The sequence below is a fragment of the Clostridium sp. AF34-13 genome, assembly GCF_003477845.1.
In the GTDB taxonomy this organism is placed as follows: domain Bacteria; phylum Bacillota; class Clostridia; order Lachnospirales; family Lachnospiraceae; genus Butyribacter; species Butyribacter intestini.
Window position 1 is genome coordinate 176,193 of record NZ_QUEB01000001.1, and the last position, 21,030, is coordinate 197,222.

Annotated in this window: 17 protein-coding genes and 1 tRNA gene; all 18 read left to right on the forward strand. The window is 37.3% G+C overall.

What is annotated here, in order from left to right:
* The first annotated feature begins 122 nt into the window (after positions 1-122).
* The 18 genes from recG to DWZ63_RS00750 all read left to right on the forward strand — a co-directional run bounded on the left by recG (position 123) and on the right by DWZ63_RS00750 (position 21,002).
* Positions 123-2,153, forward strand: coding sequence for an ATP-dependent DNA helicase RecG (gene recG / locus DWZ63_RS00665; protein WP_279217353.1), 2,031 nt, complete (start codon positions 123-125; stop codon positions 2,151-2,153).
* A 56-nt stretch (positions 2,154-2,209) separates the two neighbouring features.
* Complete coding sequence (locus DWZ63_RS00670; RefSeq protein WP_118498221.1) at positions 2,210-4,102, forward strand: AAA family ATPase; 1,893 nt, start codon at positions 2,210-2,212, stop codon at positions 4,100-4,102.
* Between the two features lie 44 nt (positions 4,103-4,146).
* Entirely contained in the window at positions 4,147-4,701 is a 555-nt protein-coding gene (gene rsmD, locus DWZ63_RS00675; RefSeq protein WP_118498222.1) for a 16S rRNA (guanine(966)-N(2))-methyltransferase RsmD, read from the forward strand.
* Positions 4,702-4,755: 54 nt separating this feature from the next.
* Positions 4,756-5,220, forward strand: coding sequence for a pantetheine-phosphate adenylyltransferase (gene coaD, locus DWZ63_RS00680; RefSeq protein WP_022013515.1), 465 nt, complete (start codon positions 4,756-4,758; stop codon positions 5,218-5,220).
* A gap of 22 nt (positions 5,221-5,242) precedes the next feature.
* On the forward strand, positions 5,243-5,881 hold the full coding sequence (locus DWZ63_RS00685; protein ID WP_022013516.1) for a hypothetical protein: 639 nt from the start codon (positions 5,243-5,245) through the stop codon (positions 5,879-5,881).
* A 111-nt stretch (positions 5,882-5,992) separates the two neighbouring features.
* Positions 5,993-6,403: a cell division protein ZapA gene (locus tag DWZ63_RS00690; protein WP_022013517.1), complete on the forward strand. Its 411-nt coding sequence runs from the start codon at positions 5,993-5,995 to the stop codon at positions 6,401-6,403.
* Between the two features lie 80 nt (positions 6,404-6,483).
* Positions 6,484-8,946 (forward strand): U32 family peptidase, encoded by a 2,463-nt coding sequence (locus tag DWZ63_RS00695; protein ID WP_182431402.1) that lies wholly within the window; start codon positions 6,484-6,486, stop codon positions 8,944-8,946.
* 13 nt (positions 8,947-8,959) lie between these two features.
* Positions 8,960-10,351: an FtsW/RodA/SpoVE family cell cycle protein gene (locus DWZ63_RS00700; protein WP_243020434.1), complete on the forward strand. Its 1,392-nt coding sequence runs from the start codon at positions 8,960-8,962 to the stop codon at positions 10,349-10,351.
* Positions 10,332-11,912 (forward strand): penicillin-binding transpeptidase domain-containing protein, encoded by a 1,581-nt coding sequence (locus tag DWZ63_RS00705; RefSeq protein ID WP_243020435.1) that lies wholly within the window; start codon positions 10,332-10,334, stop codon positions 11,910-11,912. The genes DWZ63_RS00700 and DWZ63_RS00705 overlap by 20 nt, the downstream gene beginning before the upstream one ends.
* Positions 11,913-12,007: 95 nt before the next feature.
* Entirely contained in the window at positions 12,008-12,460 is a 453-nt protein-coding gene (locus tag DWZ63_RS00710) for an NUDIX domain-containing protein (RefSeq protein ID WP_022013521.1), read from the forward strand.
* 163 nt (positions 12,461-12,623) lie between these two features.
* Positions 12,624-12,986, forward strand: a complete 363-nt coding sequence (locus DWZ63_RS00715; protein ID WP_022013522.1) for a response regulator — start codon at positions 12,624-12,626, stop codon at positions 12,984-12,986.
* 177 nt (positions 12,987-13,163) lie between these two features.
* Positions 13,164-13,246, forward strand: a tRNA-Leu gene (locus DWZ63_RS00720).
* A 231-nt stretch (positions 13,247-13,477) separates the two neighbouring features.
* Positions 13,478-14,659, forward strand: a complete 1,182-nt coding sequence (gene nifS / locus DWZ63_RS00725; RefSeq protein WP_022013523.1) for a cysteine desulfurase NifS — start codon at positions 13,478-13,480, stop codon at positions 14,657-14,659.
* A 26-nt stretch (positions 14,660-14,685) separates the two neighbouring features.
* A complete protein-coding gene (gene nifU / locus DWZ63_RS00730; RefSeq protein WP_022013524.1) occupies positions 14,686-15,129 on the forward strand; it encodes a Fe-S cluster assembly scaffold protein NifU in 444 nt (147 codons plus the stop codon).
* 170 nt (positions 15,130-15,299) lie between these two features.
* Positions 15,300-16,379, forward strand: coding sequence for a tRNA 2-thiouridine(34) synthase MnmA (mnmA, locus tag DWZ63_RS00735; protein WP_055945586.1), 1,080 nt, complete (start codon positions 15,300-15,302; stop codon positions 16,377-16,379).
* Between the two features lie 420 nt (positions 16,380-16,799).
* Positions 16,800-18,107 (forward strand): O-acetylhomoserine aminocarboxypropyltransferase/cysteine synthase family protein, encoded by a 1,308-nt coding sequence (locus DWZ63_RS00740; RefSeq protein WP_118498228.1) that lies wholly within the window; start codon positions 16,800-16,802, stop codon positions 18,105-18,107.
* 93 nt (positions 18,108-18,200) lie between these two features.
* Complete coding sequence (gene cysK / locus DWZ63_RS00745) at positions 18,201-19,133, forward strand: cysteine synthase A (RefSeq protein ID WP_055943764.1); 933 nt, start codon at positions 18,201-18,203, stop codon at positions 19,131-19,133.
* A 279-nt stretch (positions 19,134-19,412) separates the two neighbouring features.
* A complete protein-coding gene (locus tag DWZ63_RS00750) occupies positions 19,413-21,002 on the forward strand; it encodes an AAA family ATPase (protein WP_118498230.1) in 1,590 nt (529 codons plus the stop codon).
* Positions 21,003-21,030: the final 28 nt, after the last annotated feature.

Genomic DNA, 21,030 nt, shown 5'->3' on the forward strand with positions numbered 1-21,030 from the left:
TTAGTCCGCAAAATAATCTGTAATACATGAGCTTGCTCATTGGATTGCAGATTATTTTTGAGGGCGGGAGAGTCTTTTATTTATTAAAAGGCTAAAATGTTACATATCATAGAGCAGGTATCATGAAACAATACAAATACAGGAGAAATTCGATGGAACTTAATGACAGCATCATAAATATTAAGGGAATCGGAGAAAAAAGTGAGAAGCTTTTCAACAAACTTGGAATATCTACGGTTGGAGAGCTTCTTTGCTATTATCCGAGAGAATATGAGATATTCAGACAGATTGAGCCAATATCGGGTGTGGCAGAGGGGCGGACAGTGATAGTCGAGGGAAGTATAGTGTCAAAACCCAGAGCATCAAGACATGGCAATCTGAAAATAATAGAGTGCGATATAAAGGACTCCACAGGACTCTTGAGAGTAGTGTGGTTTAATATGCCGTTTCTTATGAAAACACTTCATATGGGGACAAAATACATATTGAGGGGCACAGCGGTAAATAAAAACGGTATATTAAGGCTTCAGCAGCCAAAGATAATAAGCATGAAAGAATATGCAAACAGCATAAATAAGCTGTTTCCAATATATTCACTCACGGCTGGAATGACAAACAATACAATATTAAAAGCCGTAAAAAACTGTTTTGATAACACGGATTTTGAAAAAGATATACTTCCGGCAGCAATAAGAAAAAAATATGACCTTATCATGTGGAAAAAGGCAATACAGAGTATTCATTTTCCAAAAGATAAGGAGGAGTGCATAAAAGCAAGAAAAAGGCTTGTGTTTGATGAATTTTTTTCATTCTTTACGATGATGAACCGGTTAAAAAAAGAGAGAAACAAAGAAAAATCGATATTTGAAATTTCTGATATGTATATTATTGAAGAAATAAAAGCCGTACTTTCATATACTCTTACCGAGGGACAGGATGCAGCGGTATCAGACATTATAAATGATATGGAATCGGGTTATGTTATGAACAGACTTATACAGGGTGATGTAGGTTCCGGAAAGACGATTGTTGCAGTTATCGCACTTGCACTTGTAGTGAAAAATGGGTATCAGGGAGCGATAATGGTTCCGACGGAGGTGCTCGCAAAACAGCATTATCAGTCTTTTTGCGAGGTGCTTGGGGAGTTTGGCATAAGAATAGGAATGTTGATAGGCTCAATGACAGCAGCTCAGAAGAAAAAAGAGTATAAAAAAATAGAAGATGGTGAGATTGATATAGTAGTAGGCACACACGCACTTATACAGGAGAAAGTGTCATTTAAAGACCTTGCACTTGTGGTGACTGATGAGCAGCACCGATTTGGTGTGAGACAGAGGGAGGCATTGTCATCAAAAGGCAGGGAACCTCATATGCTCGTTATGAGTGCGACCCCTATTCCGAGGACACTTGCGATAATCTTATATGGAGACCTTGATGTATCAGTTATAAATGTGATGCCGAAAGGAAGACTTCCAATAAAAAACTGTGTTGTCGGAACAAATTACAGACCTCAGGCTTACAGGTTTATGGAGAAAGAGATAGCAGCTGGACATCAGGTGTATATAATATGTCCTATGGTCGAGGAAAGCGAGAACATGGAGGCTGAGAATGTAACTGATTATACCAATATGCTGGAGACAACGCTTGCACTATCGATAAGGATAAAAGCACTTCACGGAAAAATGAAAGCGTCACTTAAAAATGAGATAATGGAACAGTTTGCGGCACATGAGATAGATATACTCGTTTCGACTACCGTAATAGAAGTTGGAATAAATGTGCCTAATGCTACCGTTATGATGATTGAAAATGCAGAGAGGTTTGGACTTGCACAGCTTCATCAGTTAAGAGGTCGTGTCGGACGAGGAGACAGCCAGTCATATTGTATATTTATGGCTGGAAATCCGTCAAAGGAGACAATGAAAAGACTTAGGGTATTAGAGGACTCTAATGACGGCTTTTTTGTGGCAAAGCAGGACCTTAAACTCAGAGGACCGGGGGATTTCTTCGGCATAAGACAGAGTGGAGAACTTGACTTTGCACTTGCAGATATATATCAGGATGCCGATATAATGAAAATGGCAAATGAAGCAGCAAAGGAATGTGAAATATCGTTAAAAGATTGCAATTATGGCAAAAAGATAGTAATATAGGCAATAAAGATAATTTTGACAGTTCATTGATTTTAGTTTTGGAGGAATGTGAATTGATGACCAAAGAACAGTACACACCGGAGAAACTGTTTGAACTTGGTAAAAATAATTATGAAAAGCTCGTATCGTATTGTGAGATACTCGAGGTAAATGGTTTTTGGGACCAGGCAAGACAGGTGATGAAAAAGACGAGTATGCAGGTGCTTGACCTGTATGTGCAGTCAGTGCTCATCAATTTTGTGATTAAATGCACAGATACAGTAGAAGGACAGCAAAGAGAATTTATAAGGTTGGTCACTAAGACCAATCCGCTTGGCATACCCGAAAATGGAAATATAGAGCAAAAGACAATTGCCGAAAGCAGACAGTATTATGAACTTCCTCCGGTATTGCTGCAGCTTTGTGGACTTTATGATAAAGAGCGTAAGGAGATAATGACAGAGTATTTTCTTGATTCATTTCTGAACATTCTTTTGTGTATGGCATATATGAATGATGGCAAAGACCATGAAATAAATGAGTTTATCCAGAAATATTATGACAAGATAAGCAATTTTATAGTAAACAGGGACAGGAGTATTCATTCTGAATATATTGTGAGAAAGCTTACCTCCGGAGTTATAAGGTGCGATGTAGAGTGGGTCAGGAAAAAACAGACTGAGATAGAAGAAAAGGAAAAAAAGAGAAAAGAAGCCGAAAAAAAGAGACAGGCACAGAGAAAAAAAGAAGCTGAAAAGAAAAGGGAGGCTGCAGGAAAGAGAGAAATTGAGAAAAAAAAGGCTCAGGAGGAGAAAAATAAAAAGAAAGACAGCAGCGTAGTAAAAAAAGAAGATGAAGCAGAGCCGCAGAAAGAAAATAAAAAAAAGACAGACATAAAAAAGCTTTCGTTGAATGAGCTGAAGAAAAATGTTAAAAAAAGCAATGGTTCTAAAAATGAAATCATGACGAATGAGCCGGAGAGTGATAATGCAAAGAGGGGAATACTAACAAATAACGGTGACATTCTTACTGATATTGAAGCCGAAAAGCTAAAGATAATGAAGCAGCAGGAGGAACAGCGGCTTGCCAGAGAAGAATTTATGAAAGTCAAGCAGCGTATCCTTGAAAGAGAGCGTATCCAGAAAGAAGAACAGGAAAAACGCATTAAGGCTTTGGTTGATGAGCTTAATGACATGGTCGGCTTAAGTGAAGTAAAAGAAGAAATAAGGTCACTTGTCAATCTTATCAAGATAAGAAAACTCAGAGAAGAAATGAATATGCCCGTTATGGATATGTCATATCATATGGTATTTACCGGTGGACCGGGAACAGGAAAGACAACTGTTGCAAGGCTTGTCGGAAAGATATACAAGGAACTTGGAATATTGTCAGACGGGAAAATGATAGAAACTGACAGATCAGGTCTGGTGGCAGGTTATGTAGGTCAGACTGCAATGAAAGTACATGATGTTGTCAAGGAAGCAATGGGCGGTATTTTGTTTATAGATGAGGCATATTCACTTGTAAATCCGGATATGCCAAATGATTTTGGAACGGAAGCTGTTGATGCACTTGTAAAGCTGATGGAGGACAACAGAGATGATCTTGTCATAATCGTTGCTGGATATACCGATGAAATGGAAAATTTCCTTAAGAGCAATACGGGTCTTATATCAAGATTTAACAAATTTATCAATTTTCCGGATTATACGAAAGAGGAACTTGTAAGCATACTTGCTGTCATGGCGGAAAAAGCAGGACTTAAGATAGATGATGCAGCAAAACAAAAAGTTCTTGAACTTCTCAGAAAAAAGAGGAAAGAGCAGTGGAAAGATTTTGGAAATGCACGTGGAATGAGAAATATGTTTGAAAAATTTGTGGTAAATCAGGCAAACCGTCTTGTAAAACTTGAAAATCCGACAAGAGATGATCTTATGACGATAAAGGAAGAGGATGTGTTTGACCGTTAGCAAAGAGTGTGTTAAAATAATAATAATTGCATGGAGAGATAATAATGAGAGTGATTGCAGGAAAAGCAAGAAGAACTAATCTGGTGACACCGGAAGGCAAAAATACAAGACCGACTTCTGACAGGATAAAAGAGACATTGTTTAATATGCTTCAGCAGGAGCTTTATGATGTGCGTTTTCTTGATATATTCAGCGGGAGCGGTGGTATTTCGATAGAAGCATTAAGCCGTGGTGCTAAAGAAGCGGTTATGATAGACAATGATGCGGCTGCCGTAAGATGTATAAAAGAAAATATTAAGAGAACTCACTTTGAAGATTCGGCAAGAGTTTTAAAGATGGAAGCAGTATCAGCATTGAAAAAATTAGATGTCGAGGGGAGAACATTTGATATTATATTTATGGATCCACCGTATAATCACGATACGGAAGCAAAGATTCTTAATATTTTGCTTGATTCAGGAGTTGTGCATGAAAATACTCTTATAATTATTGAGACATCGCTTGAGACTGATATATCATATATGTATGATATGCCATGTAAGGTTGAAAGAGTTAAAGAATATAAGACAAATCGTCATATATTCATTAGAGCAAAGTAAAATCTGCTGTTCGCATAAAAAAGCGGAATGCAGTTTGAAAAACAGAGGGAAGATATGAAAACAGCAGTATTTCCGGGGAGTTTTGACCCGGTAACATCAGGACATTTAGATTTGATAAAGAGAGCTTCAAAGATGTTTGACAGGCTGATACTTGGAGTTCTTATAAACAGTTCAAAAAAGCCGCTGCTTACCGTTGAGGAGAGAGTGAGACTTTTAAAAGAGGTAACAAAAGATTTAAAAAATGTTGAAGTTGAAGCTTTTGACGGGCTTTTAGTGGATTTTGTTGACCGATGTGATGCGGATGTGATAGTGAGAGGTCTGAGAACATCCAATGATTTTGAGTATGAACTTCCACTTGCACAGGCAAATTATAAATTAAATGAGAGTGCAGATACGATATTTCTTGCGACATCGCCGGAATATTCATATGTCAGTTCAAGTGCAGTAAAGGAACTGATGAGATATAATGCCGACATAAGTGGGTTTGTACCAGAAGAAGCACTTAAATACCTAAATTAAGATAAAAGACGGGGGAATTAAAATGCAGGAAAGCAGAGAGAGCAGGATTGAACAGAAAATAGAGGATATTTATTCATTTGTTGAAAGTTGTAAGATGCAGAGATTATCAGCTACAAGGGTTATAGTTCCAAAAGATGAACTTTATGACCTGCTTGACGATCTTCGCAGAGATATTCCGGCAGAGATAAAAAGATATAGAAAAATATTAAATCAGAGAGATGCTATTTTAGATGATGCAAATACAAAGGCACAGGCAATGCTTGCAGATGCAAAAGAGCAATACAAGGCACTTGTAGAGGAACATAACATCATGCAGCAGGCATACCAGCAGGCAGAAAAAACGGTAAACGAAGCCAATCAAAGAGCACAGGAAATCCTCAATGATGCGAGAAAGCAGGCAGAGGAAATAGGAAGTGGAGCTATTTATTATACATCAGATCTTCTTACGATGGCAGAAAAAACTATACAGGCTGCATACACAAATACTATAAACAATTCAAAAGTACTTGAGAAGTCTCTTAAAGAATATCTTGATACAGTAAGAACTAATAAGGCGGAGCTTGTAGTAGATCAGAATCAGTCAGATGTACATGAGAGTGAGCAGGGCGGCGAAACGGCAGAAAGACAAAGACAGTCAGGTTCTTCAAACGAAGAAGAATAAGATAGCATACAGCATACATACTACCATGCAGATATATGACTGATACACATACATGGACAAATGGTATTACTGTTTTAGGGTAACTTACGGTTAAAGGAGAAAGAGTGGCAGATGAATACGAAAAATGATGTTGAAGTTATAATAAATGGAAAACAATATACACTCAGTGGTTATGAAAGCAGTGAGTATCTTCAGAAAATTGCAAATCATATTAATGATAAGATCGCTGAGTTCAAAGAACAGGATGGATATTTACGACTTGATACTGAGATGAAAAATATTCTTCTTGCGATAAATCTGTCAGATGAATATTATAAAGCATTAAAGGATTCAAATGATATAAAAAAAGAAAATGAAGAAATGGAAAAAGAAATATTTGATATAAAACATGAAATGCTCACAATGCAGTCGGAGCTTGACAAAGCGAATGAGCAGATTAAAAAACTGGCAGAAGAAAGACAGGCAGCTAAGGATCAGGTTATTAGGCTTGAAACGGAGTTAGGAAGAAATAAACACAGATAATAAATAATGGGGACTGTATTCAGTCCCCATTGCTTTACACAAAATAAAAGGTATATAAGATATTTATGGAGGATGTGGATTTGAAAGATAAGATAAAAGTTCCGGAGATACTTGCACCGGCAGGTTCTATGGAGAGCCTTAAGGCGGCAGTAGCAGCCGGGTGTGATGCTATATATATCGGTGGCAGCAGATTTGGTGCGAGGGCATATGCCGACAACCCCGAAAAAGATGAAATGTTAAGTGCCATAGAATATTGTCACTTACACGGAGTTAAGATATATATGACGGTCAATACATTGTTAAAGGACAGGGAAATGGATGAACTCTATCCGTTTTTGAAACCATATTATGAAGCAGGGCTTGATGCCGTGATAGTACAGGATATAGGAGTTTTAAAAAATATACATGAATGGTTTCCTGATATTGAAATCCATGCAAGTACACAGATGACACTTACGATGGGAGTCTCGGACAAACTGTTAAAAAAATATGGTGTTACGAGGATGGTTCCTGCGAGGGAACTTTCTATGGAAGAACTTGTTCAGATGAGAAAAGACACATCTCTTGAAATGGAAGTGTTTGTTCACGGAGCACTTTGTTACTGCTATTCAGGTCAGTGTCTTTTTAGCAGTATGTTAGGCGGCAGAAGCGGAAACAGGGGAAGATGTGCCCAGCCTTGCAGACAGCAGTATCTTGTTGACGGCAAAAAGTGTGGCATTGGTGAGTATGTGTTAAGTCCGATGGAGCTTTCAAATCTTCCTTATATAGCAGAAATGATAGAGTGCGGCATTGACTCCTTTAAAATAGAGGGCAGGATGAAACGACCGGAATATACTGCATTTGTTACGGCAATGTTCAGAAAATATACAGACCTTTATGTTGAACTTGGGAAAGACGGATATAGAGATTACATTAAAACAAATAGAGCTGAATTTGAAAATGACATTTGCCATCTCAAAGAGATTTATAATAGAGGTGGATTTACCCAGGGGTATCTTGAAGGAAGAAGCGGTGTTCCGCTTGAAAAGAAAAAATATGACAGCGGGGTGATGTTATCGGCAAAAAGACCAAAACATGGCGGAGTATTAGTGGGAAAGGTCATTTCTGTGGGGAAAGGTTCGCTCAGATACAAACTTGGTAAAGATATATATCCGCAGGATGTTGTGGAGTTCTGCGATAAAAATATGAGACAGGAGTATGAATATACGGTAGGAACTCATTTAAAAGCAGGTATGCAGGTTGAAGCGAGATTTAAAAAAGGCAGCCGTATTTTTGCCGGTGATGAAGTTTACAGAACAAAAAAAGCAGTTCTTCTTGACGATATAAGAGAAAAATATATAGATAAAGAAAAAAAGGTCATAATAACAGGAAAATTTGAAGCACATACAGGTGAAAATGCCGTATTGCAGGTGATACTTAAAGATGTAGTGTATTCCGTGAGCGGTGATGTGTGTCAGAATGCACTTAAAAATCCGGCAGATGAAAAGAGTGTAAAAAAGAGTATTATGCAGACAGGCAATACGGAATTTGAGTTTTCAACACTTGATGTGACAATGGATGATGGTCTTTTTATTCCGGTAGGAATGTTGAAAAAAATGCGTCGTGAGGCACTTGACGGTCTTAAAAAAAAGATTTTAGAAAAACATAGGAGAAGTGTCATGCCATGTGATGAGGGAGAGAAAGTTAAAGAATATTTAACTGGAGAGTCTGAAAAAGAGCTGGGCAAAACGACGGAGTATATTGTATCTGTCATGAACATGGAACAGTTGTCAGCCGTTTTAGATTTTAAAGATAAAAATATCACAAAGATTTATCTTCGCACGGAAATTTTAGACGATAATGAGATAAATCATGCCATAGATGAGATACACAAAAACAAAAAGAAAGCATTTATAGTGATGCCGCAGATATTCAGAAAGAATGTCTGGGAAAGGGAAAGTGCAGTCTTAACAGGGAAAGATAGTTCATATCTTGAAAAATGTGACGGATTTGTAATCAAAAACTTTGAGGAATACACATTTCTGACGGAAAAATGTATGATTTCTTCTGAAAAAATTGTGTGTGATGCACAGATGTATGTCATGAACAAAAGTGCATATGATTTTTGGAAAGAAAACGGCATAACTAAATTTACGATGCCGTTTGAACTGACGGAGTATGAGATGGACGGCATTGCCAAAAAAGCCGGATGTGAGTTTATATTATATACACATATTCCTCTTATGGTATCTGCACAGTGTGTCAGATATAACACAAAAAAATGTGCTTTTTCAGAGAAAAAAGGAATAAATGAAAAAATTATTCTTACAGACAGAAAATCGAGAGAGTTTATGGCAATAAATTATTGTAAATATTGTTATAATATAATATATCAAAAGACACCATTGTATCTTAAAGAATATGAAGACAAGCTTAAAGATAAAGGCATATCAAAGTTCAGATATGATTTTACATTTGAAAGCATAGAAGAGGTAAAGACTGTGCTTTCAGGAAAATACAACGGCATATATGATGAAGGTCATATTACAAATGGCGTAGAATAACTGGGGGGATTTAATGAATAAACAACAGGCAGCAGAAAAGCTGATAAATCTGTTTGGTGACATGAACATTATCGGTGTACTTCATTCTATACTTGTTGAAACATCAAAATATATAATAATTATATTGTTTGCAATATATACATGGCATTGTTTTATGGTTTTTATCGGGAGAAATAAAGAGAGAGAACAAAGAGTTTATGCAAGGCAGCAGAAAATGATGTTTGCAATACATTTTATAGCAACATTTGTATTGTTCTTAAACAGTCTTGACAAAAATATATTGATATTTTATGTGTGCCAGTTTTTAATGCTGGTATTTATGTGCAAGGCTTATCCTTTTGTGTATAAGGGAATGTCAAAGCTTGTTTTAAATAATATGATGATGCTTCTGACTATCGGTTTCATAATGATAGAAAGACTCAGCATGGTGGACATAATCAGACAGATGATATTTGTTGCGGCTATAGGGGTTGTGGCTTTGTTTATACCATTTATTATAGAAAAATTTCCTTATTTCGACAAATTTGGAGTTGTATATGCCCTGATAGGTATAGCAATGCTGTCACTTGTGTTTGTGATAGGAAAGGAAAAATATGGGGCAAGAAACTGGATAATAATCGGAAGTTTTGCACTTCAGCCGTCAGAATTTGTGAAAATAATATTTGTATTTTTTGCGGCAGCTTTTTTGTCGAGAGTGAGAAATTTTGCAGATGTAGTAAAAGTCTCTATACCAGCGGCAATTCATGTGCTTATACTCATAGCAGAAAAAGATTTAGGCGGTGCACTCATATTTTATATAACTTATCTTGTTATATTATATGTATCGACAAGAAAAGAGAGTTATCTTGTTCTTGGAACAGGGGCATTGGCAGCAGGAGCAGTTCTTGCGTACAAGCTGTTTTACCATGTAAGGGTAAGAGTTTCAGCATGGAAAGACCCCTGGAGCGATGTTGCAAATAAAGGTTACCAGGTAACACAGTCATTATTTGCGATAGGTACCGGCGGATGGTTTGGAATGGGATTTTGCGAGGGTACACCGGAAAAGATACCCGTTTCAAAAACAGATTTTATCTTTTCTGCTATATGCGAGGAGATGGGAGTTTTTTTTGGTATATGCATTATACTTGTGGAGATAAGCTGCTTTATAATGTTTATAAATATTTCTTTGAAGATAGAAAATAGATTTTATAAGCTTACTGCACTCGGCTTAAGTGTTGAATATATGTTTCAGGTATTTCTTACAATAGGCGGAGTTACAAAGTTTATTCCATCTACCGGAGTTACCCTGCCGCTTGTAAGTTACGGAGGAAGTTCAGTCACAAGTACACTGATATTGTTTGCTATAATACAGGGATTATATGTTATAAACAATAAAAGGGGGGATGATGATGAGGCGGAGTCATAATGACAGGAGCAGAGAAAAAAATTCAGGGAAAAATCGGAACACGGATTTAAAGAGAGCCGGCAGAAGCGTAAGAATAGGACGAAGCATCAGGGGGGCATGGGGGAGCGGACATGACTCTGATATGCGTCAACAGGATGTTCAAAACAGAGAAAGAAAAATGGGAAACCGTCAGATATTGGTAGTAACCTATTGCTTTGTTGCACTATTTCTTGCAATGGTTTTGTATATTACAAGATTTATGGTGCGTGACAGTGCGGATATAATAAATAATTCATATAATAAAAGGCAGGAGGTACTTGCCAAAAAAGTAAAGCGTGGCGATATAGTATCTGCTGACGGAAAGGTACTTGCAAAGACGATAACAGACAAACATGGAAATGATACAAGATATTATCCATATAAAAATATGTTCTGCCATGCCGTCGGAAGAATTACAAACAGTATGACGGGAGTGGAATTAAGTCAGTGTTATCCGCTGCTTACTTCCCATGCAAATCCAGCCGAACAGCTTTTTTCAGATTTCAAGGGAGAAAAAAAGCCTGGGGATAATGTTATAACCACACTTGACTACAAACTTCAGAAAACGGCGTATAATGCACTTGGAAGTTATAAGGGAGCAGTCGTTGCGATGGAACCGTCAACAGGAAAGATTCTTGCTATGGTTTCAAAACCCGACTATGACCCAAACAATGTTTCTAAGGACTGGAGTAAACTAATATCCGGGAACAGTACGGAGTCGGCATTACTAAACAGGGCAACTCAAGGGTTATATCCTCCGGGCTCTACATTTAAGATAATGACTGCAACTGAATATATTCTTGAAAATCAGGACAGCTATAAAAAATACAGATATGTGTGTAAAGGCTCAGATTCATTTTATGGTAACAGGATAAGGTGTTATGCCGGGGAAAGACACGGGGAAGTAGATTTAAGACGGGCATTTGCAAAATCATGTAACTGTTCATTCGCAGATATAGGCTTAAAACTTAATGTGGATAAATTCAGGGAATTATGCGAAAAATTTAATTTTAACAAGAGTCTTTCAGTAAACTTTGATTATAAGAAAAGCAGTTTTGTACTTAACAGAAAGTCAGATAAATATGAGGTAATGCAGACATCTATAGGTCAGGGAAAGACGGGAATAACACCTCTTGAGAATGTACTTATAAGCAGTACGATAGCAAATGATGGAAAAATGATGACACCGTATATAGTCGATCATACGGAAAATGATGCCGGAAAGACGGTTAAAAGCTATTCACCTAAAAAAATAGGAAATATAATAGACAAAAAAACAGCAGGAACGGTAAAGAAACTGATGAAAGCCGTTGTCAGTGAGGGAACAGGAACTGCACTTAACGGATTTTCTTATAAGGCTGCCGGAAAGACAGGATCTGCTGAATTTAACTCAAAGGGAAACTCGCATGCATGGTTTGTGGGATTTGCACCGGCAGATAAGCCTAAGATAGCGGTGAGTATAGTGGTCGAGGCAGCAGGAACAGGAAACAGGTATGCAGTGCCAATAGCAAAAGCGATGTTTAGTGAGTATCTGGGGAATTAGTTATAAATTGTGGGATTTTGAAAATTTGTTGCAAAAGTATGTTAAAAAGGGTATAATATACACAATATGTACACGCACACCAAGGAGGAATTGCAATGATTGAAGCAACGAGCTGTGGCGGCGTGGTGATTTTTAGAGGAAAAATCTTATTGCTCTACAAGAATTATAAACATCGTTATGATGGCTGGGTTCTTCCAAAGGGGACAGTCGAAGCAGGCGAGGAATATAAGGAAACTGCTTTAAGGGAAGTGAAAGAAGAAACGAATGTGGCTGCCAGTATTATCAAATATGTTGGCAAGAGCCAATATACCTTTAACACACCAAATGACACAGTAGTAAAAGATGTACACTGGTATCTTATGATGGCAGACAGTTATCACAGTAAACCTCAGAAGGAGGAATATTTTGTAGACTCAGGATATTATAAGTATCATGAAGCATATCATATGCTCAAATTTTCAAATGAAAAGCAGATACTGGAAAAAGCATATAGTGAATATCTTGATCTTAAAAGAAGTAATTTATGGGGAAGTCATAAGTATTTTTAAAGTAAATGCTTTTAGATAATCCATTTTACTTGACACAAAGAATTAAAAGATATATAATCTTATCAAGATTGTAGTCTATAGGACTGACAAAAGAAAAGTTAGTTTTGGGCAGATTATGTTATAAAATAAGATCTGTTATTAATTTATGCAAGGGAGAATGACCATGGGAAATAATATTTTAGTTGTTGACGATGCCGCATTTATGCGCATGATGGTAAAGGATATTTTAACAAAAGGTGGTTACAATGTAGTCGGTGAGGCTGAAAATGGTGTTGTCGCTATCCAGAAATATACAGAATTAAAGCCTGATTTAGTTACACTTGATATTACTATGCCGGAGATGGATGGTATTCAGGCTTTAAAGAAGATTAAAGAAGCTGATGCCGGAGCAAATGTTATCATGTGTTCAGCAATGGGACAGCAGGCAATGGTTATTGAAGCTATTCAGAATGGAGCTAAAGACTTTATTGTTAAGCCATTCCAGGCAGATAGAGTTTTAGAGGCTGTTAAGAAAGTTATTGGTTAATATATCTACATAATTATTAATATTCCTATTGAAAATAATCTGCCGCATTTTTGATTGTGATTATGTGGCAGTTTCTTTTCAATAAAATCATTCGGGGATGAGTTGAAAAAAGAAAAAATATTGTTGACATTTCGGATGTTTAATGATATGATAGCAAATGTTGTGACAGCACAATATGCACTAGTGGCGGAACGGCAGACGCAACGGACTCAAAATCCGTCGGGGGTGACTTCGTGAGGGTTCAAATCCCTCCTGGTGCATTTACATATTGAGAGTTTAAAACTTGTACATTGGAGTTTATACTTTGATGTTCAAGTTTTTTTTCTACTCAATCTGTCAAAAAGGTTTATTGATAAATGTTTTCAATAAGATTGCATATATACGGTAATTATCATGTTGACATTGAAAAAAGCAATGTTATAATAATCCTTGTTGATAAGAGTTTTCGTTAGAAAATAAAATTTATTATATAGACAAAGGAGTGGACAAATATGAGTAAATGTATTTATATGGACAATGCGGCTACCACGCAGGTATATCCTGAAGTGTTTGATGCTATGAAACCATATTTTACTGAGTTTTATGGAAATCCATCAAGTATATATAGTTTTGCAGGAAACAGTAAGAAAGCTGTTGAGGATGCAAGAAAGACTATTGCAGACTTTCTTGGTGCAAGAACGGAAGAGATTTATTTTACCGGCGGTGGAAGTGAATCTGATAACTGGGCATTAAAGGCAACTGCCGATGCTTACGCAAACAAAGGCAAGCATATTATCACTTCAAAGATAGAGCATCATGCTATTTTGCACACTTGTGAATATCTTGAGAAAAAAGGATTTGAAGTTACTTATCTTGATGTAGATGAGAACGGCTTTGTAAATCCTGCTGATGTTGAAAAAGCGATAAGACCTGACACGATACTTGTTTCAATCATGACAGCAAATAATGAGATTGGTACGATAGAGCCTATAGCTGAGATAGGAAAGATTGCTAAAGATCATGGTGTATTGTTCCATACTGATGCGGTTCAGGCATTCGGTCATATTCCTATGAATGTTGATGAGATGAATATAGATATGCTCAGTGCAAGCGGTCACAAAATAAACGGACCTAAGGGAATCGGTATCATGTATATCAGAAAAGGTGTAAAAATCGGTTCATTTGTTCACGGCGGAGCACAGGAGAGACAGAGAAGAGCAGGTACTCACAATGTTCCGGGTATTGTCGGAATAGGAAAAGCTGTTGAGCTTGCAAGAGACAATATGAAAGAGAGAATGGAATATGAGACAAAGCTCAGAGACCATCTTATAAGCAGAGTTATGGAAGAAATCCCTTATGCTAAATTAAATGGTGATAAAGTTAAAAGACTTCCAAACAATGTAAATGTATGCTTCAGGTTTATCGAGGGCGAGTCGATGCTCATTTTACTTGACCAGAACGGTGTCTGTGGTTCGAGCGGTTCAGCATGTACATCAGGTTCACTTGATCCTTCACATGTTTTACTTGCCATCGGACTTCCGCACGAGATAGCACATGGTTCATTGAGACTTACTTTATCAGAGAAAAACACAATGGAAGAAGTTGACTTTACGGTAGACAAACTTAAGGGAATTATCGAGAGACTTAGAAGTATGTCGCCTCTTTATGAGGATTTTGTAAAGAATAATAAATAGATAAAAACACAGAATGGAGGCTTACTATGTACAGTGAAAAAGTTATGGATCATTTCAACAATCCAAGAAATGTCGGAGAGATAGAAGATGCAAGCGGTGTAGGTACAGTTGGTAACGCAAAATGCGGTGACATTATGAGAATGTACCTTGATATTGATGATAATGGAATTATACAAGATGTAAAGTTTAAGACATTTGGATGTGGTGCGGCAGTTGCAACAAGCAGTATGGCAACTGAGCTTGTAAAAGGAAAGACAGTTCAGGAGGCTTTACAGGTTACAAATAAAGCTGTTATGGAAGCACTTGACGGACTTCCACCTGTTAAGGTTCATTGTTCACTTCTTGCAGAGGAAGCTATACATGCAGCACTCTGGGATTATGCAGAGAAGAATGGTATTAAGATTGAAGGACTTGAAAAGCCTGTAAATGATATAAGTGAAAAAGAGGAAGCTCCTGAGGAAGAATACTAGAGAGTTGCTGACTAAAAGTAGTGGTCGTATTGTAAAAGATAGTGTATGATGAAAAGGTACATTTATCTTTTATGGTACGGCTATTATTGTTTTGTGGAAATTGTGAAATGAGCAGAGTGGATTGTGAATATCTGTCTGACTGAATGAGTTTTAAGAAAGGTTTTGGATATATGAAGAAGAAAGTTGTTGTTGGAATGTCGGGCGGTGTTGACTCATCGGTTGCGGCTTATTTATTGAAAGAACAGGGATATGATGTTATCGGAGTTACGATGCAGATATGGCAGCAGGAAGATGCCTGTACAGTTGAGCATGAGGGAGGCTGCTGCGGAATGTCAGCAGTGGAGGATGCAAGGCGTGTGGCTGCACAGCTTGACATACCTTATTATGTAATGAATTTCAGGGATGATTTCCAGAAATATGTTATAGATTATTTTGTTGATGAATATAAAAAGGGACATACGCCTAATCCTTGTATAGCCTGCAACAAGTATGTTAAATGGCAGTCACTTTTACAGCGTTCGATGGAGATAGGTGCTGATTATATTGCTACAGGCCACTATGCAAGAATAGTGAAACTTGACAATGGCAGATATACCATCAAAATGTCTGCGACAAAGAAGAAAGACCAGACATATGTGCTTTTTAATCTCAGTCAGGAGCAGCTTAGAAGAACGCTTATGCCGGTTGGTGAATATAATAAAGACCAGATAAGAGAGATTGCAGAAAAAATAGGTCTTGAAGTCGCACACAAGAGTGACAGTCAGGATATATGCTTTGTACCTGACCATGATTATGCAGGTTTTATTGAGAGAGAGACAGGAAAAAAGACAGTTCCCGGAAATTTTGTGGATGAAAACGGAAATGTTCTCGGAGTCCACAAGGGAATAGAACACTATACCATAGGGCAGAGAAAAGGACTTGGACTTCCATCTACACAGCCTTATTATATAAATAAAATATGTCCTGACACGAGAGAGATAGTTTTAGGTGACGGAAAGAGTGTATTTTCAGATACGGTATATGTCGAAAACATAAACTATATGTCGGTTGAGAACATAACAGAGCCGACGAGGTTTATCGGAAAGATACGATATGCACACCAGGGTTCGCCATGTATTGTTTACCCAGAGAAAGACGGAAGATTAAAATGTGTGTTTGATGAGAAGCAGAGGGCAGTCACACCGGGACAGGCTATTGTATTTTATGATGGGGATGTGATAGCTGCCGGCGGATGGATAACTAGATATTAGTGTAACAGTTCAGCCTTGCATTTCTTACATTAGTAAAAAAAATATATATTTCCTATTGACAAAGTAGGAATAAGAGAGTATTATAATTTTTGTCAGCAAATCATACCAAGGTAATATGAAATATATGACAAGTAGAGTATGGAGGGAGTTAAATGATAAACAGACGATTTTTAGTTGACTACACAATGAAAGACAGTCGAATGTGCAGCTTTAAATGGTGGCATGATTACTGTTGCCGCTGATATATATTAAAAAAGACCGAGCGAAAGTGATGAAAGAACTAAAAGCTGAGAGCAAAGATATTTTTTTGCTGAAAGTCAAGCTGAGAGTCAAAAGCTGAGAGTGAAAGATACTTATTGATTGGAAATAAAGAATACAGACACAAACAAAGAATAGAATTGATATATGGAGGACAGATATATGAGTAAGAAATCAAGAGCAGATAGAAATTTTAAATTTGAAACATTACAGTTACATGTTGGTCAGGAAACAGCAGATGCAGTTACAGATGCAAGAGCAGTTCCTATTTACCAGACATCATCTTATGTATTCCACAATTCACAGCATGCCGCTGACAGATTTGGTCTTAAGGATGCAGGTAATATTTATGGAAGACTTACAAATCCTACAGAGGATGTTTTCGAGAAAAGAATAGCAGCACTTGAAGGTGGTGTTGCAGCACTTGCAGTTGGTTCGGGTGCGGCAGCAGTTACATACACTATTCAGAACCTTGCACTTGCAGGAGACCATATTGTTGCAGCAAAGAATATCTACGGAGGAACATACAACCTTCTTGCACATACACTTGTAGATTACAATATTGAGACAACATTCGTTGATCCGCTTGATCCATCAGCTTTTGAAGCTGCTATAAAGGACAATACAAAAGCTCTTTACATAGAGGCTCTTGGAAATCCAAATTCAGAAGTCACAGATATAGAAGCAATTGCCAAGATAGCACATGCACACAAGATTCCACTTGTTATCGACAGCACATTTGCAACACCGTACCTTCTTCGTCCTATCGAGTATGGAGCAGACATTGTAGTTCATTCAGCTACTAAGTTTATCGGTGGTCACGGAACGACTATCGGTGGTGTTATTATTGACGGAGGAAAGTTTGACTGGAAAGCATCAGGTAAATTTCCACAGCTTACAGAGCCAAACCCAAGTTATCATGGAATAAGTTTTGCTGATGCAGCAGGTCCGGCAGCTTTTGTTACAAGAATCAGAGCTATCCTTCTTCGTGATACAGGAGCTACTATCTCGCCTATACATTCATGGATATTCCTTCAGGGGCTTGAGACATTGTCACTTCGTGTGGAGAGACACATAGAGAATGCACTTAAAGTAATAGATTACCTTAAGAAACAGCCACTTGTAGAGGCTATTCATCATCCGTCAGTATCCAAAGACCCTGAGCAGCAGCGTCTTCATAAAAAATATTTTCCTAATGGCGGTGGCTCTATCTTTACATTTGAGATTAAGGGAGATGCAGACAAAGCAAAAGAATTTATCGATAACCTTGAACTTTTCTCACTCCTTGCAAATGTAGCAGATGTTAAATCACTTGTTATCCACCCTGCATCAACAACCCATGCAGAGCTTAACGAAGAGGAACTTGCAGACCAGGGTATCAAGCCAAATACTATAAGACTTTCAATCGGAACAGAGAACATTGACGATATTATCGAAGATCTTGATGAAGCATTTAAGGCAGTTCAGTAAATAAAAAACATTGTAAAGTAAAATAAAAGTTATATTCAGACGATTCATTAAGTGTTAGAATATAGATATAACATAAACAGGAGGATTATTATTATGGCAAATATATATAAAGGTGCACTTGGACTTATCGGAAACACACCGCTTGTAGAACTCACACATATTGAAAAGGCATTTAATCTTGAAGCAAAAATTCTTGCAAAACTTGAGTATTTTAATCCGTCAGGAAGCGTTAAGGACAGAATAGCAAAAGAGATGATAGAAGACGCAGAGGAAAAAGGTCTTTTAAAAGAGGGTTCAACTATCATTGAGCCGACATCGGGAAATACGGGTATCGGACTTGCAGCAATCGCAGCAGCAAAGGGATACAGAATCATCATTGTACTTCCGGAGACAATGAGTATCGAGCGTAGAAATATTATAAAGGCATATGGTGCTGAACTTGTACTTACAGACGGAACAAAGGGAATGAAAGGTGCTATTGCAAAGGCGGAGGAACTTGCAAAAGAGATAGAAAACAGCTTTATACCGGGACAGTTTGAGAACCCTGCAAACCCTGCTGCACACAAAAAGACAACAGGTCCTGAAATCTGGAATGACACGGATGGAAAAGTAGATGCATTTGTAGCAGGTGTGGGAACAGGTGGAACTCTTACCGGAGTAGGTCAGTATCTAAAAGCTAAAAATTCTGAAATTGAAGTTATAGCAGTTGAGCCTGAAGCATCACCTGTACTTTCACAGGGACATGCAGGAGCACATAAGATTCAGGGAATAGGTGCAGGATTTGTTCCAAAGACACTTAGCACAGAAGTCTATAACGAAGTTTTGCCTATAAAGGATGATGATGCATTTAAATATAGCAAGACGATTGCAAAAGAGGAAGGTATCCTCGTAGGTATCTCATCAGGAGCAGCAATTGCAGCAGCAATCGAGTATGCTAAAAGAGCAGAAAACAAAGGAAAGAATATTGTAGTATTATTACCGGACAGTGGTGACAGATATTATTCAACATCATTATTTACAGATTAAACTGAGCTGGAAGTAAAATCAAAATATATATAAAAGACCTTGCATGGTGGAAATGCTGTGCAGGGTCTTTTTTAACCGACTTTGTTCTTTTAAGGTTTTGTGATATGTGTTATACTTGGAATAAAAGATGCAAGGGTTAAAGGCAGACAGCAAACTGTTTTCATATATGATGTAATAGTCAAAAGCAGATAAAAATCCATAACATTATTTTTTGGAAAAAATATCTTTTGATTAAATATCATATAAAATAACATAACGGAAATTATGAGGTGATATATAATGGGTGTATATTTTAATCCAAAGAATGGGAGCTTTACAGGTGACAAAAACAGCAGGATATATGTGGATAAAACAGGACTTTTGGAATATCTTAACGGTCTGCTGGGGACGAGTGGCAGATGCGTTGCTGTAAGTCATGCAAGACGGTTCGGCAAATCTCATGCGGCTGGAATGATAGATGCGTATTATAGTCTTGGCTGTGATTCGTCAAATCTTTTTGATGACACAGCAATTGCGGATAGTGCATACTATAGGAAATACATGAACAAATATAATGTTATCCATTTAGATATTTCATCAGTCTGGGATTTTCATAAAGAAGATTTGGCGGACACAATTAAAAAGAGAATATGTAAGGATTTTAAGAAAGAATATGGCGATACATTAGATTATAATGAAGATTTATATTTGCTGATACAGGAGATTTATGAGATAACAGAAATTCAGTTTGTGATAATAATTGATGAGTGGGATTGCGTTATCAGAAACAGCGATGACAAAGAGTTGGTACACGAGTATTTACAGTTTTTACACTCGCTGTTTAAATCGGAGGAGTCAAAATCTTTTCTCGCATTGGCATATATTACGGGAATTTTACCGATAAAAAAGATTAAAGATGAGTCAGCTTTAAATAATTTCAGTGAATATACAATGTTAAAATCAAGTCCGATCACAAAATATTATGGTTTTACGGAAGATGAGGTTACAGGATTATGCAAGCGGTTTGATATGGATTTTGACAGTATGAAAGCATGGTACAACGGATATTTGATTGACGGTATTCATATGTATAATCCAAACTCTGTTTCTATGGCAATAGAGAGAAATGATTTTGATTCATACTGGAGAAATACATCTTCATTTGCATCAATAAATACATTTATAACGATGAATTATGCAGGACTAAAGGATGATATTATGAAGATGCTTGCAGGTGGAAAAGTCATGGTAAATCCAAATACATTTCAAAATGATTTTTCAACTATTGCATCAAAGGATGATGCTTTAACGGCATTGATACATTTGGGTTATCTTGGATATGATGCGGACAGAAAGAGTGCATATGTGCCAAACTATGAAGTGGCAACTGCATTTGAACTTGCATTGCAAACAGGTGGGTGGAAAGAGATTGCAAAAGCGATTTCAACTTGCGATGAACTGCTTTTTGAAACTATAGATGGAAATGCAGAAAGAGTTGCCGAACTTATAGAGCTTGCTCATGATGCTTACACATCAGTATTAAAGTACAATGATGAAAATTCGCTTAGCTGTGTTCTTACAATGGCATATTTTACAGCACCGGGGTATTATAATATTGTCCGTGAAATGCCTGCCGGAAAAGGATTTGCAGATTTTGTGTTTATTCCTAGAGCAAATGCGGGGGTCAGACCGGCAATGGTAGTAGAATTAAAATATAATAAATCGGCAGACACGGCAATTAAACAGATAAAAGAAAACAGATACCATGGTGCATTGTCAGGCTATAGCGACAAAATACTTCTTGTAGGGATAAGCTATGATGCGGAGGGAAAAGACAAAAAGCATCATACCTGTGTGATAGAAGAAGTGCAGGGGACAGATAATGAATAGATATGTGATATAGGCATTTGTGAAACTA